Here is a 14712-nt window from a genome sequence, read left to right on the forward strand (position 1 = left end):
GGTCACCGCCCCTGTCCGGCGCGGTCGTCGCGGAACTGCGACCGCAGGTAGACCGCCAGCAGCAGCACGACGATGATCACGAGCACGAGCCCCATCGCCGCCGCGTAGCCGATGTTGCGGTTCTTGAACGCCTCGAGGTAGATGAAGAGCACCGGCACCATCGTCTTTCCGCCCGGTCCGCCCTCGGTGAGGACGTAGACCAGCGAGAACGAGTTGAAGTTCCAGATGAAGTTCAGCGACGTGATCGAGGTGACGATCGGCCGCAGGCTGGGCCAGGTGACCGCGGTGAACCGCCGCCACGCGCCCGCGCCGTCCACCGCCGCGGCCTCGTGCAGGTCCTGCGGGATCTGCTGCAGGCCGGCCAGCAGGGTGACGGTGGTCTGCGGCATGCCGACCCACACGCCGACGACGATCACCGCGGGCAGGGCGGTGGAGAAGTCGCCGAGCCAGTTGGTGTCGGCGGGCAGGCCGACGCTGCCGAGGAAGGCGTTGAGCGGGCCGCCGTTGGCCGAGTAGATCATCTGCCACATGATCGCCACGACGACCGGCGGCATGGCCCACGGGATGAGCGCCAGCACGCGGGTCAGGCCCTGCAGTTTGAGTCCGGAGTTGAGCAGCAGCGCCAGGCCCATCGACGCGGCCAGCTGCAGCAGGGTGACCCCGACTGTCCAAATGAGACCGATGCGCAGGCTGTCCCAGAAGAACGCGTTGCCGGCGAGCTTGGTGAAGTTGTCGATGCCGGTGAAGTCGTAGTCCGGGTCGCGCACCAGGCGGGCGTCGGTGAACGCCAGTGCCAGGCCCATCACCAGGGGCGCGACGCTGAGCACGAGGATCGGGATCAGCGACGGCATCACCAGCGCGATCGCCTCGCGGCGGCGGGAGCGGGCCATCGTGCCCCCGCCGCGCTTGCGGGGCGCCGGGGCGGGTGCGGGGGCGCGGGTGTCCGCGGCCAGGGTCATCGCCGGCCTCCCTCGGTGAGCCCGCCGGCGGCGGGGACGGTGGAACCGCGCACGATCAGCTCCGGGCCGACGGTGACCTGCTGCGCGTCCTGGTCGGCGTCGTCGGCGAGGCGGAGCATGAGCTGCGCGGCGGCGCGCCCGCGCTCGGTGCTCCCGAGCGAGACGCTGGTCAGGGTCGGGTGGAAGACGCGGCCGATCTCGGTGTCGTCCATGCCGGTCACCGCGATGTCTCCGGGGACGGACAGGCCCAGTTCGCGGATGGCGTGGATGGCGCCGATGGCGAGCAGGTCGTTGGCGGCGACGATGGCGTCGAGGCGCTCCGGGGCGGCGGCCAGCAGGCGGCGGGCGGCGGTGAGGCCGGCGGCGACGGTGAAGTCCTTGGCGATCTCGATGGTGTGGTGCGCGCCGGCCGCGGCCTCGAACCCGCGCTGGCGGGCCTGGCCGGGGGTGGTGTCGAGGGGGCCGTTGAGGAAGCCGATCCGGCGGCGGCCCAGGTCCTGCAGGTGGCGGACCGCCTGACCGATGCCGCCCGCGGAGTCGGTGGAGACCGAGCTGATGCCGTGGGCGTCCAGGGCACGGCCGATGACCACGACCGGGACGGCGGCCTGCTGGATCGCCTCGATCAGGCGGTCGTCGGTGCGCAGCGGGCTGATGACCATGCCGTCGACGAAGCCGCTGTTCAGGCTGCGGACCAGGTCGGTCGTCGAGGTGGAGGTGTCGCCGGTGGTCATGACCACGACGCGGTACCCGTGCGGGGCGAGGACCTCGTGGATGGCCCGCATCATCTCGACGTAGACCGGGTTGCCGATGTCGGCGACCGCGAAGGCGATCTGGAAGGTCTTCTTCATGCGCAGCGACCGGCCGATGGCGTCCGGGCTGTAGCCCAGCTCCTCCGCGGCGGCCCGGACGCGCTCGATCATGGCCGGGCTCGCGCCGGTGCCGTGCAAGGCGCGCGAGGTCGAGGCCAGGGACACCCCGGCTCGTTCGGCCACCTGCAGCAGCGTGGCCCGTGTAGACGTCATTGTCGCTCCGTCGTCGTCCGTGGCCTTGGAAACGTTTCCAGCTCGTTACGCTCCGTGTTGGAAACGATTCCAAGGGGCTGCGGGGAATAGTGACATCCACTTCCGGAGGTGTCAACACCGGGGTGGTGAAGCGCGCTCCGGTCCTGGTCAGGCTGGGTGCAGGCGGGCGTGCGCCGCGCGTCCCGCGTTCACGCGCGCCAGTCCCACGTTCGGTCGCGCGAGTTCAGGCACGCGAGTTCCCCGTTCACGGCCGCGAGTCCCACACTCAGGCGCGCACGTACCCCGCTGACGCGGCGGGAGTCGCGCTCTCACGGGCGCGGGCACTCACGGCTGCGAGTTCCACGCTCCCGGGCGCGAGTCCCACGCGCCTTCGCGCGAGTTCCACGCTCCCACGCGCCTTCGCGCGAGTTCCGCGCTCCCGGGCGCGATCCAGCCGCAGCCGCGCGAGTTCGGCACCGGCGGGTGCATCCCGCTCCCCCGCGGGGTCCGTGCCGTGGCGGGCATCTCCCGTCGCGAAGCCCGCTTTCCGCCGGTAGTCCCGGCGAGCGCCGCGGCGTCAGGGTCAGCGGAAGGCGTCCGCGTTCTTGCGCGCCCACTGCTCGAACGTGCGCGGCGGCCGGCCGGTCACCTCTTCGACGTCCGCGTGCACCGTGGCCTCGTCGAGCGTGCCCTCGGCGTAGAACTGCGTGAACGCCTGCACGTACTCCGCCGGCATCGCGGCAGCCATCTCGGCTCGGGTTTCCTCGTTCGACAGGCCCACGGCGCGCAGGTCCCGCCCCAGCACGCGCGCCAGCACGGCGATCTGCTGCGCCGGCAGCAGCGCCTCGGGGCCGGTGAGCTCGTACGTCCGGCCCTCGTGCCCACCGCGCAACGCCCGGACGGCCACGGCGGCGATGTCGCCCGGGTCGATGCACGCCGCGGGCACGTCCGGGTACTGCACACGCACCTCGTCCCCCGCCCGCAGCTGCGGCAGCCAGCGCAGCGCGTTGGACATGAACGCCCGCGGCCGCAGGAACGTCCACGCCAGACCGGACTCCCGCACGGCCCGCTCGGACAACGTCATGTACCGCGAGACCGCGTTGTCCAGGTCCGCCAGCGCCGCCGACCCGCCGGACAGCAGCACCACCCGCTCGACACCGGCCGACCGCGCCCGCGCCAGCAGGCCCGGCATGTCGGCGTACCCGGACAGCAGGAACACGCCGGTCACACCGTCGAACGGGACGCTCGCCGGGTCGTTGAGATCACCGACGACCGGCTCCGCGCCGGGCACCTCGGCATCGGGCTTGCGCACCAGCGCCCGCACCGGCTCACCGGCCTCGGCGAGCGCGCGCACCACCGCTCCGCCTGCCGTGCCGGTCGCACCAGTTACGAGAAACATCGCGGCCCCCAGTCGCCAATCGAATCCTGGACAATACACGTGTGAAGAAGATCGGGTTCCTCTCGTTCGGCCACCACCAGCCCGGCACGCCGACGCCGACGGCCGGTGACGCGTTGCGGCAGATGGTCGAACTCGCCGTCGCGGCCGAGGAGCTGGGCGTCGACGGCGCGTTCCTGCGCGTGCACCACTTCGCGCCGCAGTTCTCGACGCCGTTCCCGCTGCTGGCCGCGATGGCCGCGCGGACCGAGCGGATCGAGCTGGGCACCGGCGTGATCGACATGCGCTACGAGAACCCGCTGTACCTGGCCGAGCAGGCCGCGGCGACCGACCTGCTCAGCCGCGAGCGCCTGCAGCTGGGCATCAGCCGCGGCTCCCCCGAGCCCGCGCTGCACGGGGCGTCCGCATTCGGCTACGTCCCCGCCGACGGCGAAACCGACGCGGACATGGCGCGCCGGCACACCGCGACCTTCCGCACCGCGATCGGGGGCGCCGGTGTGGTGCGGGCCGATCCGCGGATGACCGGCCGCCCCGGCATGCTCGCGATCCAGCCGCAGTCGCCCACCCTGTACGAGCGGATCTGGTGGGGCAGCGGCACCCGCGCCACCGCGAAGTGGGCCGCCGAGCAGGGGATGAACCTGATGAGTTCGACGCTGCTCACCGAGGACACCGGGGTGCCGTTCGACGAGCTGCAGGCCGAGCAGATCGCGATCTTCCGCGAGGAGTGGGCGCGGCAGGGCCATATCCGCGAGCCGCGCGTGTCGGTGAGCCGCAGCGTCATCCCGATCACCACCGACACCGATCGGGTCTACTTCGGACGCGAGCGCGACAGCCAGGACCAGGTCGGCTGGCTGGACGGCGGGGTGGCGCGATTCGGGAAGTCCTACGTGGGCGAGCCGGACGTGATCGCCAAGCAGCTCGCCGAGGACGCGGCCGTGCGGGCGGCGGACACGGTGCTCGTGACGGTCCCGAACCAGCTCGGCGTGGACTACAACGCGCACCTGCTGGAGTCGATCGTCCGCGACGTCGCACCCGACGCCGGCTGGCGCTGAAACGTTCGCCGCTCGTTCACCGCGTCCTCATGTGCCCGGTCGAAGATCGCCGGGTGCGCAGAATTGTGACGATCGTGCTGACGCTGACGGCGATCCTGGGGACGGCGGTGCTGCCCGCGAACGCGAGCGAGCCGCGGCAGCGGGTGCTGTCCGTGCTGAGTTTCAACATCCACCACGCGCAGGGCACCGACGACGTGCTCGACCTCGCGCGGGTGGCCGGGGTGATCCGGGACAGCGGCGCCGACGTGGTGGGGCTGCAGGAGGTGGACCGGCACTACTCGGCGCGCAGCGGGTGGGCCGACCAGGCGGCCGAGCTGGCCGGGATGCTCGGCTACCACGTGGTGTTCGGCGCGAACATCGACCGCGACCCGCCCGCCGCGGGCCGCCCGCGGATCCAGTACGGCACCGCGATCCTGTCCCGCTACCCGATCACCGCGTGGGACAACACGTACCTGTACCGCTCGCCGGGACAGGAGCAGCGCGGGCTGCTGCACGCGGTGGTGGACGTGCGCGGGGTGGCGGTGCACGTGTTCGACACGCACCTGGCGGCCAGCTCACAGGCCGACCGCGCGGAGCAGACGCGGCAGATCACGGAGCTGATCGGCGACACCTCCCCGGCGGTGCTCGTGGGCGACCTGAACGCGCTCCCGGAGGCCCCGGAGATCGCGACGCTGAACGCGGCCTTCACCGACGCCTGGCCGGTGTCCGGCAAGGGCGACGGGGCGACCTACCCGGCGGAGGCGCCGGACCGGCGGATCGACTACGTGTACGCGTCGCGCTCGGTGAGCCCGCTGGTGACACGCGTGCTCGACGGGACTCCGGCGGCTTCAGACCACCTGCCGCTGATGAGCCGCCTGCTGGTGCGTCACTAGCCGCGGGTGAGAGGGCCGGATCGCGGCTCGGCCGGCGGCGCACGGCCCCGGCGCGGGAGGGCCGTGGGCCATAGGGCCGCAGGGCCCGCGCGCCGCAGGGCCCGCGCGCCGCAGGGCTCGCGGGCAAGTGGCCCGCCCACGGCGCGGCGCGTGGCGTGCCCGCGGCGGAGTGGCTCACCGGCTCCGCCAGGCGGGGCTGCGCCGGCGGGCGGGAGATAACCCCTTGTGCGAACGCGCCCCAGCCCATCACCAGCCGCACGGCAGCACCGCGCACCGTCAGCGCAGTACCTCGCCCAAGCGGCCGTCGTGGTGGGCTGCCACGAGCGCGGCCGCCACGTCGCGCAACTTGACGTTCCGCTGCTGCGACATCCGCTTCAACGCGGCCAGCGCCTCCTCCGCGGACTGGTCGTCGTGGAGCATCAGGAGGCCCTGGGCCTGTGCGATGACCGTCCGGGTGCGCAGGGCGGTCTGCACGTGCCCCAGCAGGCGGATGTTGTCGTGGTAGAGCGCGCTGTTGTCGAACGCCACCCCGGCGTGCAGGGTGAACAGCAGCGCGAGGTCGTGCGAGTCGTCGCCGAAACGACCGGGCTCCGTGGACAGCACGCTGAACGCGGCACCCGACTCCGCGCCGGGCAGCGGCAGCGTCAGCGCGCTGCCGAACCCGTGCCGCCGCAGGTGCGCGCTGTAGGCGGGCCAGCGCCGGTCCGTCGCGGTGTCGTCCAGGCGCCGCGGCTCGCGGTAGGCCAGCGCCTCGGTGACCGGATCCGGGCCGGACCCGTCGGTCGGCGGCTCCGGCAACGGCTTCCCGGCGGCGGCCAGCACCTCGGCGGTTCCCACGTCCGTGCGCACCGTGATAGCCGCGCGGTCACAACCCGGCAGCAGCGCGACGGCCCGGGCGACGTAGCGGGACAGGGTCGCGCTCACGTCGTCGTCCTCGACGAGCCTGCCGATCTCGGCCAGCTCCTGCGCGATCGTGAGCACCTCGGGAGCCGACAGGACCAGTTCGCTCATGACACCTCGTCTCCTCCCCGCGACCCGCCGCACCTCGCCCGGGCGAGCCTAGCCTGGCGATGGGGTAAGGTCGGCCACGTCACGGTTATACAAGCAGCTGTGGCTCGCCAATGTCCCGCCCGCGGTGCGCGATCAACGCGTCCCGCCCTGTTCTTCGCGAGCCGACGAGCTTGCCCAGGAGGTCCCGTGACGAACCTGAAAGTGGAGTGGGCATACCGCTCCGACGCGCTCGTCGTGACCGTGACGGGTGAAATCGACGCCGGCACCGTCGTCCACCTGCGCGACGGCCTGGAAGCGGCCCGCGCGGGCGCGCCGGTGCCCCCGCCGCGCGCCGTGGTGCTCGACCTGCAGCAGGTCGGCTTCCTCGACTCGGGCGGGCTCGCGCTGCTGGTCGAGCTGTCCCACGAGTGCGAGGCCGCCGGGCAGGAGCTGTCCCTGGTCTGCACGAACCGCGCGGTGCGGCGGCCCCTCGAGCTGACCGGCCTGGACCGGGTCTTCACGATCACCGGCGCGGTCCCGCCCGCGGCCTGACGCCTCAGTCCGGCAGGCTGCCGTCCGGGTCCACCTCGTGGCCGGAGTGCTCGGCGACGAACCGCGCCGAAATGGTGTGCAGCTTGACGTTCTCCCGCTGCGACTGCCCCACCAGCAGCCGGAAGGCCTCGTCCGCGCTGATCCGTCTGGCCGCCATGAGGATGCCCTTGGCCTGCTCGATGACCCCGCGCGTGCGCATGGCGGCACGCAGCTGCCGCACCTGCTCCTGGGTGCGCAGCGCGCGTCTGGACAGGTGCAGCACCGTGTCGACCACCGTCGCGTACAGCTCCAGGTACTTCTGGTCGACGTCGCGGAACCCGTGCTCGCCGAACCCGAACAGGTTGATCGCGCCCATCGCCTCGTCGCGCACCTGCAGCGGCGACGCCAGGTAGCTCGCCACGCCGTGCCCGGCGGCGACCTCGGAAAAGCGGGGCCACAACTGCCGCGCCGTGCCCACCTCGACCCGGACCACCTGGCCGGTGCGCGCTGCGCGCAGGCACGGACCGTCGTCCTCGGCGTACTGGGCCTCGTCGATCCACGCGGCGCGGTCGTCGGTCGAGGCGACCGACCGCGCGCCCGAACCGTCGAGCACCGTGATCGACGCCATGTCGGCCCCGGGCACCACGCGCACGACCTGCTCGCACACCACGCGCAGCAGCACGCCGAAATCGTCGGTGTTCCCGACCGTGCCGGCCAGTTCCTCGAGAGCACGGGTCACCTCGTCGAGGTGCTCGAGCTGGCCTGCCGCACCGTCGCTCATCCTGGTCGCGTCCTTCCCTACCACTGCCGGAAACGGGGGCGAGCGACCAGTGATGACAGCACCGGGCCCGCACCCGGTCGCTGTCTGCTCAACAACCCGGCCGATATTACCCGGCGGCCGGAGGGGCGGGCCGCAGGACGACTTCCGCACCGCGTGGGGTGAACCGGGACACGGCGGCCTCATGCGCACGCGCGCCGCGGGAGAATCGCCGTGCCGGGATCTCGCGCCGGGGGAACTCGCTCGGCATGCGCCGCGGCTGGCTCCCCCGCCCCGGACGCCGCCTGCCTAGGCGACCGCGGTCATGGCGTTCGCGGTCAGTTCGATCGAGCGGACCCGGTCCGCGACGTCGTGCGCGTGGTGCGCCAGGATCAGCTCGTCGGCCTGGGCGTCGGCCGCGAAGTTCTCCAGGTAGGCCCGGACCTCGTCCGGGGTGCCGACCGCGGTGTAGCGGGTCATGCCCGCCAGGCCGCGGCCGCGGGGCGAGGCCAGGAACGCGTCGATCTCCGCGTCGGTGAAGTTGGCGCCCGCCCGGCCCTGCGACAACATCGCCCGGGTGCGCGCCCGGTAGGCCACCGTGCGCTGGGCCTCGGCCTCGTCGTGGTCCTCGGCCGCGAACACGTTCGCACCGGCGATCACGTACGGCTCGGCCAGCTGCTCCGACGGCTGGAACCGCTCGCGGTACAGCGCGACGGCCTGGTGCAGCGAGTCCGGTGCGAAGTGTGACGCGAACGCGTACGGCAACCCGAGTTGCGCGGCCAGCTGCGCGCCGAACAGGGACGAGCCCAGGATGTAGAGCGGCACCACGCCCTCGGCGCGCGGCACCGACCGCACCCCCTGCACGGTCTTGCCGCTCAGGTACGCCTGCAGCTCCAGGACGTCCTGCGGGAACGAGTCGGCGGACATCGGGTCGCGCCGCAGCGCCACCATCGTCTGCTGGTCGCTGCCCGGCGCACGGCCGAGCCCGAGGTCGATGCGGCCGGGGAACAGCGTCTCCAGGGTGCCGAACTGCTCGGCGATCACCAGCGGCGAGTGGTTGGGCAGCATGATGCCGCCCGCGCCGAGGCGGATGGTCGAGGTGTGCTCGGCGACGTGCCCGATCACCACGCTGGTCGCGCTGGAGGCGATGGACGCCATGTTGTGGTGCTCGGCGTACCAGACCCGCCGGTAGCCGCTGCGCTCGGCCGCCTGGGCCAGGGCCACGCTGGCCGCGAAGCTCTCGCGCGCGGTCTGGCCGGGCGCGATCGGCGCGAGATCCAGGACGGACAGTGCTGGGGACATGACGGGCTCACCTTTTCCGGGTCACAGGTCGCGGTGCAGTCGCTCGGTGAAGGCGCGGATGCGGTCCTCGTCGCGCCGGTAGTAGGTCCACTGGCCCTGCCGCGTGGCCAGCAGGAACCCGGCGCGCTGCAGGATGGCCAGGTGCGCCGACACGGTCGACGCCGAGGTGCCCGCCTTCCGCTGGATCAGCCCGACGCACACCCCAGGCCCGGCCGGCTCGCCGGCCACCGGGAAGTGCGCCGCCGGGTCCTTGAGCCACTCCAGGATGCGCAGCCGTGTCTCGTTCGCCAGGGCCTTGCACTCGGGAAGCACCACACCGTCCTTCGACATTTCGCTAATTCCCGAAATTACTCTCGCCGGAGGAGGGGCCGCACCATGACGCCGCTCACGGACGGGCGCACGAGAGGCGGGAAATGGCCGGGGGTCGCGCCCTGCGCCCAGCCGCGGCAGACCAAACCGGGACAGCCCAGGGGGCGAGGCAGCGACGGCGCCGCTCACGGGCGGGCCGCCGAAGGCACGTGGGCACTCAGTCCAGGCACGCAGCCGCGACAGGGACCGCCAGCTGCGAGCAGCGAGTCGCCCGAGCAGGGCGCCGCTCACGGACGCTTCGGCCCGTGCGCGGCGTCATCGATCAGGCCAGGGCGCCCAGCCGCGGCAGACCAAACCGGGACAGCCCAGGGGGCGAGGCCGCAACGCCGCCGCTCACGGGCGCTTCGGCCCGTGAGCGGCGTCATCGATCAGGCCAGGGCGCGCAGCCGGGGCAGCACGTCCTCGGCGAACTGGCTCAGGAATCGCTCCTGGTCGTGGCCCGGACCGTGGAACACGAGGTGGTTCAGGCCCGCGTCCAGGTACGGCTTGATCTGCGCGACCGCCTCGTCCGGGTCCGACGCCACGATCCACCGCTTGGCGACCTGCTCGATCGGCAGCTCATCGGCCAGCCGCTCCATCTCCTCGGCCGAGGACACGCTGTGCTTCTGCTCCGGCGTCAGCGACAGCGGCGCCCAGAACCGGGTGTTCTCCAGCGCCCGCTCCGGGTCCCGGTCGTAGGACATCTTGATCTCGATCATCTTGTCGATGCCCGCCACGTCCCGCTCCGCCGCCGCGGCACCCTCGGCGACCGCCGGCATCAGCTTGTCGGTGTAGAGCTCCATGCCCTTGCCCGAGGTGCAGATGAACCCGTCCCCGGCCCGGCCCGCGTACTTCGCCACCACCGGACCACCCGCGGCCACATACACCGGCACCGGCTGCTCCGGCCGGTCGTAGATCTTGGCGTTGACCAGGGTGTAGTACTCACCCTCGAACGACACGTTGTCGGTCGTCCACAGCTCACGCATCAACCGGATCGCCTCACGCAACCGCGCGAACCGCTCCTTGAACTCCGGCCACTCCCGCCCCGACACGGCGATCTCGTTCAGCGCCTCACCCGTGCCCACACCGAGAATCACCCGGCCGTTCGACAACAACGACATCGTCGCGAACGCCTGTGCGATCACCGCCGGGTTGTACCGGAATGTCGGGGTCAGCACGCTCGTCCCGATCTGCACCCGGCTGGTCCGCTCGGCCACCGCCGACATCCACGACAACGCGAACGGCGCGTGCCCACCCTCGTGCCGCCACGGCAGGAAGTGGTCCGAGACCATCACCGAGTCCAGGCCCAGCTCCTCGGCCCGCACGGCGTACTCGACCAGATCCCGCGGACCGAACTGCTCCGCCGAGGCCTTGTAGCCGACTTTCAGACCCACGATCGTCCTCCCTCACTGGTTGCTCGCCTCCAACCTACTGCGCGAGGGAGGCGCGCCTCAGCTCCGCAGGTCCGGGAACTGGTCGTCGCGCCACTCGGCCGGGCTGCCGGTGCCCAGCTGGTCCTCACGGGACCGCAGCTCGACGCGCCGGATCTTGCCCGAGATCGTCTTCGGTAGCTCGAAGAACTCGATCCGCCGCACCCGCTGCCACGGCGCGAGGTTCTCGCGGGCGTGCCGCAGGATCGACAGCGCGGTCTCCTTCGTCGGCTCGTGGCCGGGCGCGAGCGCGATGTAGGCCTTCGGCACGGCCAGCCGCACCGGGTCCGGCGCAGGCACGACCGCCGCCTCGGCCACGGCCGGGTGCTCGATCAGGACCGACTCCAGCTCGAACGGGCTGATCTTGTAGTCGCTGGCCTTGAACACGTCGTCGGTGCGGCCGATGTAGGTGATGTAGCCGTCCGCGTCGATCGTGGCGACGTCACCCGTGTGGTAGAACCCGCCGTCCATGGCCTCGGCGTTGCGCTCGGGGTCGCCGCGGTAGCCGGTCATCAGGTTCACCGGCGACCGCGACAGGTCCAGGCAGATCTCGCCCTCACCCGGACCGGTCAGCGGCTGCCCGCTCGCCGGGTCGACCAGCACGACCGGCACCCCGGGCAGGGCGCGGCCCATCGACCCCGCCTTGACGGCCGAGCCGGGCGTGTTGCCGACCTGCGCGGTGGTCTCGGTCTGCCCGAAACCGTCCCGGATCGTCAGCCCCCACGCGCGCTGGACCTGCCCGATCACCTCCGGGTTGAGCGGCTCGCCCGCCCCGATGACCTCCCGCAGCGCGGCCGGGCGCTCGCCGAGGTCGGCGTTGATCAGCATCCGCCACACCGTCGGCGGCGCGCAGAACGAGCTGACCTCCCGCGCCCGCAGCTGCTCCAGCAACGCGGCGGCGTCGAAGCGGCGGTAGTTGTAGACGAAGATCGTGGCCTCGGCGATCCACGGCGCGAAGAAGCACGACCACGCGTGCTTGGCCCAGCCCGGCGAGGAGATGTTGAGGTGCACGTCGCCCGGCCGCAATCCAAGGAAGTACATTGTGGACAAATGTCCGACCGGGTAGGACACCTGGGTGTGCTCCACCAGCTTCGGCCGGGACGTGGTGCCCGAGGTGAAGTACAGCAGCAGTGGGTCGCCGGGCGCGGTCCCGGGGTGCTCCGAGGGCACGTGCGGCAGGTCCGCGGCGGCGCGCAGGTCGGCCCAGCCGTCGGCCTCGCCCACGCTGATCCGGGTGTAATCGCCGGGCACGTCGGCGAACTTGGCGGTGTCGGCGGCGTTGCAGATGACGAACTTCGCGCCGCTGCGGGCGATCCGGTCGGTCAGGTCGGCGGGGCCGACCGCGCTCGTGGTCGGCAGGATCACCGCGCCCAGCTTCATGATCGCCAGCATCGACTCCCACAGCTCGACCTGGTTGCCGAGCATCAGCAGCACCGGATCGCCGCGGCGCACGCCCCGCTCGCGCAGCCACGCGGCCAGCCGGTCCGAGGCTCGGGACATCTCCGCGAAGGACCGCTGCGTGGTGGACCCGTCCTCTTCGGCGATCACCAGCGCCGGGCGGTCGTTGTCCCGGGCGATCGCGTCGAACCAGTCCACCGCCCAGTTGAACCGCTCCCCCAGCTCGGGCCAGCGGAACTCGGCCACGGCACGGGCGTGGTCCTCCCGCAGCGCCACCAGTTGGTCCCTGCTCGCACGGTAGGCATCGGTCGCGTTCACCGCATGTGTCCTTTCGTTCCGGGCTGCCCGACATGATGCCGCCGGCCGCCGCCGGGGCGATACCCACGGATGGGGGTAGCGCCCGGTTTGTCCATACCGGACCATTCCTGCCCATCAGACCTCAACGACGAGGAGAACCCGTGTCGAGCCAGACCCCGGCGGTCCCGATGCGCAAGGTGGCCGTGGCCAGTTGCGTCGGGACGACGATCGAGTACTACGACTTCTTCATCTACGGCACCGCCGCCGCGCTGGTGTTCCCGAAGGTGTTCTTCCCCGCGCTGGGCGCCACCGCCGGGACCGTGGCCTCGTTCGCCACCTTCGCCGTCGCGTTCGTCGCCCGGCCGGTCGGCGCGATCCTCTTCGGACACTTCGGCGACCGGATCGGCCGCAAGCGCACCCTGATCTCCACGCTGCTGCTGATGGGCATCGCCACAGTCCTCATCGGACTGCTGCCCGGCGCGGCGACGATCGGGGTGGCCGCGCCGATCATCCTGGTCGTGCTGCGGTTCTCGCAGGGGCTCGCGGTCGGCGGTGAGTGGGCCGGGGCGACCCTGCTGACCGCGGAATACGCACCGCCCGCCAAACGCGGCCTGTACGCGGTGTTCCCCCAGCTCGGCCCGGCGATCGCGTTCGCGCTGTCCAGCGGCACGTTCCTGGTGACCAACCTGGTGATGGGCGACGCGGACGCCGCGTTCCTGGACTACGGGTGGCGGGTGCCGTTCCTGGTGAGCATCCTGCTGGTGGCCGTCGGGTTCTACGTGCGGATGAGCATCGCGGAGACCCCGGCCTTCGTCGCCGCGGGCGGCAGCACCGGCCTGGACCGCCCGAAGCGGCTGCCGTTCCTGGAGGCGGTGCGCAAGCAGCCGCGGGAGATCCTGCTGTCGGCCGGTTCGCTGACGATGCTGTTCGCGTTCTTCTACATGGGCACGACCTACCTGACCAGCTACGGCACCAGCAAGACCGGGGCCGGGCTCACGCGGCCGGTGGTGCTGGGCATCGGCATCGCGGCGGCGGTCGTGTTCGGCATAGTCATCGTGGTCGCCGGGGTGCTGTCGGACCGGCTCGGCAGGCGCCGGGTCATCGTGTACTCGTCCGCCCTGGGTGTGGTGTGGTCGCTGGTGCTGTTCCCGTTGCTGGACACCGGCAGCCCGGTCGCGTTCGGCATCGGCGTCGTGGGCACGCTGGTGATCTTCGCGGTGGCCTACGGGCCGGCCGGGTCGTTCCTGCCGGAGCTGTTCCGGACCCGCTTCCGCTACACCGGCGCCGGGCTGGGCTACAACCTGGCGGGGGTGCTCGGCGGGGCGATCCCGCCGCTGGTGGCGCCCAACCTGACCGCGAGCTTCGGCAGCATCGCGGTGGGCGTGATGCTCGCGGTGACCGGGCTGATCTCGCTGGCCTCCACGCTGGCGCTGAAGGAAACCCGCGGCACCGTGATGACGGCCGAGCAGGCCAGCGAACCGACCGCGGCCTGAGCACGGGGAAAGCCGGTGGCGCCGTCGCGGTGCCACCGGCTCTTTTCCGTGCTAGGGCAGCAGCATCAGGCGGCGCGCCTTGACGACGGCCTCGTGGCGGGTGTGGGCGTCCAGCTTGCGCATGACCGAACCCAGGTAGGCCTTCACGGTCTCCCGCGACAGCGACAGCCGCTCGGCGACCTCGCCGTTGGTGCAGCCGAGGGCGACCTGGGCGAGCACGTCGGTCTCCCGGGTGGACAGCCGCACCTGCGGGCCCCGCACCGGTTTGCCCTCGCCGAGTTCGACGAGCCGTTGCGCGGCCGCGTAGATCCGGCGGCGCGCTTCCGGGTCCGGCAGGGCTCCGGCGATGGCCCGCAGCTCGGAGTGCACCGACCGCAGCTCCTCGCGGGTGGCGGCCGGGGACAGCGATTCCAGGCGGGCGGTCAGCGCGTCGCGCTCGCTCAGCTCGCGGGCCAGCCGCTTGCCGGACTCCATGAGCGCGTCCCGGACGCGGTCGCCGAACGTCACCGGCCGCCGCACCGCCCCGTACAGCACGCCGCGGCACCGGCCGCCGGCCCGCACCGGCACGGCGATGATCGACGCCAGCCCCTCGGCGAGCACCGGGCGGTCGTAGTCGTGGGTGATGGTGCGGGCGCTGCCGTAGTCGCTCACCGCGATCGGATGGCCCTGCATCAGCACGCGGCCGCCCAGGCCGGCGCCCGGCAGGACGTCCAGGTTGTGCAGCGCGCTGGTGCGGGTGCCGACGAAGCCGGACAACCGCAGCCGCCCGTCGATCACCTCGCCACCGAACACCACGGGCAGCCCCGCCGCGCGGGCGGCGCCCGCCAACTCCCCATGCAGCACCGAGCGGGCGTCAGACATCGGCGTCCGTCCTCCTCGCACCACA

14 protein-coding genes are annotated in these 14712 nt (G+C 72.3%); 4 read left to right on the forward strand and 10 right to left on the reverse strand.

All coding sequences use genetic code 11. The features are described 5' to 3' along the window. Nucleotides 1-2: 2 nt before the first annotated feature. The 3 genes from IE290_RS11530 to IE290_RS11540 form a co-directional block, all read right to left on the reverse strand. Nucleotides 3-959 carry a carbohydrate ABC transporter permease gene (locus tag IE290_RS11530; protein ID WP_191244529.1) on the reverse strand — a complete coding sequence of 319 codons (957 nt, stop codon included), beginning with the start codon at nucleotides 957-959 and terminating at the stop codon, nucleotides 3-5. After that, nucleotides 956-1981 carry a LacI family DNA-binding transcriptional regulator gene (locus IE290_RS11535; protein ID WP_191244530.1) on the reverse strand — a complete coding sequence of 342 codons (1026 nt, stop codon included), beginning with the start codon at nucleotides 1979-1981 and terminating at the stop codon, nucleotides 956-958. The genes IE290_RS11530 and IE290_RS11535 overlap by 4 nt, the downstream gene beginning before the upstream one ends. A gap of 562 nt (nucleotides 1982-2543) precedes the next feature. Then, nucleotides 2544-3359 carry an NmrA family NAD(P)-binding protein gene (locus tag IE290_RS11540; RefSeq protein WP_191244531.1) on the reverse strand — a complete coding sequence of 272 codons (816 nt, stop codon included), beginning with the start codon at nucleotides 3357-3359 and terminating at the stop codon, nucleotides 2544-2546. A gap of 41 nt (nucleotides 3360-3400) precedes the next feature. Here IE290_RS11540 and IE290_RS11545 point away from each other — a divergent pair, with 41 nt between their 5' ends. Both IE290_RS11545 and IE290_RS11550 read left to right on the forward strand, forming a co-directional pair. After that, complete coding sequence (locus IE290_RS11545) at nucleotides 3401-4408, forward strand: LLM class flavin-dependent oxidoreductase (protein WP_191244532.1); 1008 nt, start codon at nucleotides 3401-3403, stop codon at nucleotides 4406-4408. A 53-nt stretch (nucleotides 4409-4461) separates the two neighbouring features. Beyond that, entirely contained in the window at nucleotides 4462-5280 is an 819-nt protein-coding gene (locus tag IE290_RS11550) for an endonuclease/exonuclease/phosphatase family protein (RefSeq protein ID WP_229874415.1), read from the forward strand. Between the two features lie 276 nt (nucleotides 5281-5556). Here IE290_RS11550 and IE290_RS11555 read toward each other — a convergent pair whose 3' ends face one another. Continuing rightward, nucleotides 5557-6291, reverse strand: coding sequence for a GAF and ANTAR domain-containing protein (locus IE290_RS11555; RefSeq protein WP_191244534.1), 735 nt, complete (start codon nucleotides 6289-6291; stop codon nucleotides 5557-5559). A 186-nt stretch (nucleotides 6292-6477) separates the two neighbouring features. Here IE290_RS11555 and IE290_RS11560 point away from each other — a divergent pair, with 186 nt between their 5' ends. Next, nucleotides 6478-6822 carry an STAS domain-containing protein gene (locus IE290_RS11560; protein WP_191244535.1) on the forward strand — a complete coding sequence of 115 codons (345 nt, stop codon included), beginning with the start codon at nucleotides 6478-6480 and terminating at the stop codon, nucleotides 6820-6822. A 4-nt stretch (nucleotides 6823-6826) separates the two neighbouring features. On the opposite strand, the gene IE290_RS11565 is transcribed toward IE290_RS11560, so the two are convergent. The 5 genes from IE290_RS11565 to IE290_RS11585 form a co-directional block, all read right to left on the reverse strand. Continuing rightward, on the reverse strand, nucleotides 6827-7582 hold the full coding sequence (locus IE290_RS11565) for a GAF and ANTAR domain-containing protein (RefSeq protein ID WP_191244536.1): 756 nt from the start codon (nucleotides 7580-7582) through the stop codon (nucleotides 6827-6829). A gap of 285 nt (nucleotides 7583-7867) precedes the next feature. Next, nucleotides 7868-8860, reverse strand: a complete 993-nt coding sequence (locus IE290_RS11570; RefSeq protein WP_191244537.1) for an LLM class flavin-dependent oxidoreductase — start codon at nucleotides 8858-8860, stop codon at nucleotides 7868-7870. A 21-nt stretch (nucleotides 8861-8881) separates the two neighbouring features. After that, the gene (locus IE290_RS11575) at nucleotides 8882-9190 is read right to left on the reverse strand and encodes an ArsR/SmtB family transcription factor (protein ID WP_191244538.1); all 309 of its coding nucleotides are present in this window, start codon (nucleotides 9188-9190) and stop codon (nucleotides 8882-8884) included. Between the two features lie 407 nt (nucleotides 9191-9597). Continuing rightward, nucleotides 9598-10602, reverse strand: a complete 1005-nt coding sequence (gene fgd, locus IE290_RS11580) for a glucose-6-phosphate dehydrogenase (coenzyme-F420) (protein ID WP_191244539.1) — start codon at nucleotides 10600-10602, stop codon at nucleotides 9598-9600. A gap of 57 nt (nucleotides 10603-10659) precedes the next feature. Next, entirely contained in the window at nucleotides 10660-12354 is a 1695-nt protein-coding gene (locus tag IE290_RS11585) for an AMP-binding protein (protein WP_191244540.1), read from the reverse strand. Nucleotides 12355-12494: 140 nt separating this feature from the next. Between IE290_RS11585 and IE290_RS11590 the strand changes: the two genes are divergently transcribed. Then, on the forward strand, nucleotides 12495-13826 hold the full coding sequence (locus IE290_RS11590) for an MFS transporter (RefSeq protein WP_191244541.1): 1332 nt from the start codon (nucleotides 12495-12497) through the stop codon (nucleotides 13824-13826). Nucleotides 13827-13877: 51 nt separating this feature from the next. Here the strand turns inward: IE290_RS11590 and IE290_RS11595 are convergent, their stop codons facing one another. Continuing rightward, nucleotides 13878-14687, reverse strand: coding sequence for a LuxR C-terminal-related transcriptional regulator (locus IE290_RS11595; protein WP_191244542.1), 810 nt, complete (start codon nucleotides 14685-14687; stop codon nucleotides 13878-13880). Nucleotides 14688-14712 lie beyond the last annotated feature (25 nt).

This window comes from Amycolatopsis deserti, from assembly GCF_014653945.1.
GTDB lineage: Bacteria > Actinomycetota > Actinomycetes > Mycobacteriales > Pseudonocardiaceae > Amycolatopsis_E > Amycolatopsis_E deserti.

Excerpts from the sequence above, each read along its gene's own strand:
- IE290_RS11530 (WP_191244529.1), bottom strand. The coding sequence starts at position 959 with ATGACCCTGGCCGCGGACACCCGCGCCCCCGCACCCGCCCCGGCGCCC.
- IE290_RS11535 (WP_191244530.1), bottom strand. The coding sequence starts at position 1,981 with ATGACGTCTACACGGGCCACGCTGCTGCAGGTGGCCGAACGAGCCGGG.
- IE290_RS11540 (WP_191244531.1), bottom strand. The coding sequence starts at position 3,359 with ATGTTTCTCGTAACTGGTGCGACCGGCACGGCAGGCGGAGCGGTGGTG.
- IE290_RS11555 (WP_191244534.1), bottom strand. The coding sequence starts at position 6,291 with ATGAGCGAACTGGTCCTGTCGGCTCCCGAGGTGCTCACGATCGCGCAG.
- IE290_RS11565 (WP_191244536.1), bottom strand. The coding sequence starts at position 7,582 with ATGAGCGACGGTGCGGCAGGCCAGCTCGAGCACCTCGACGAGGTGACC.
- IE290_RS11570 (WP_191244537.1), bottom strand. The coding sequence starts at position 8,860 with ATGTCCCCAGCACTGTCCGTCCTGGATCTCGCGCCGATCGCGCCCGGC.
- IE290_RS11575 (WP_191244538.1), bottom strand. The coding sequence starts at position 9,190 with ATGTCGAAGGACGGTGTGGTGCTTCCCGAGTGCAAGGCCCTGGCGAAC.
- IE290_RS11595 (WP_191244542.1), bottom strand. The coding sequence starts at position 14,687 with ATGTCTGACGCCCGCTCGGTGCTGCATGGGGAGTTGGCGGGCGCCGCC.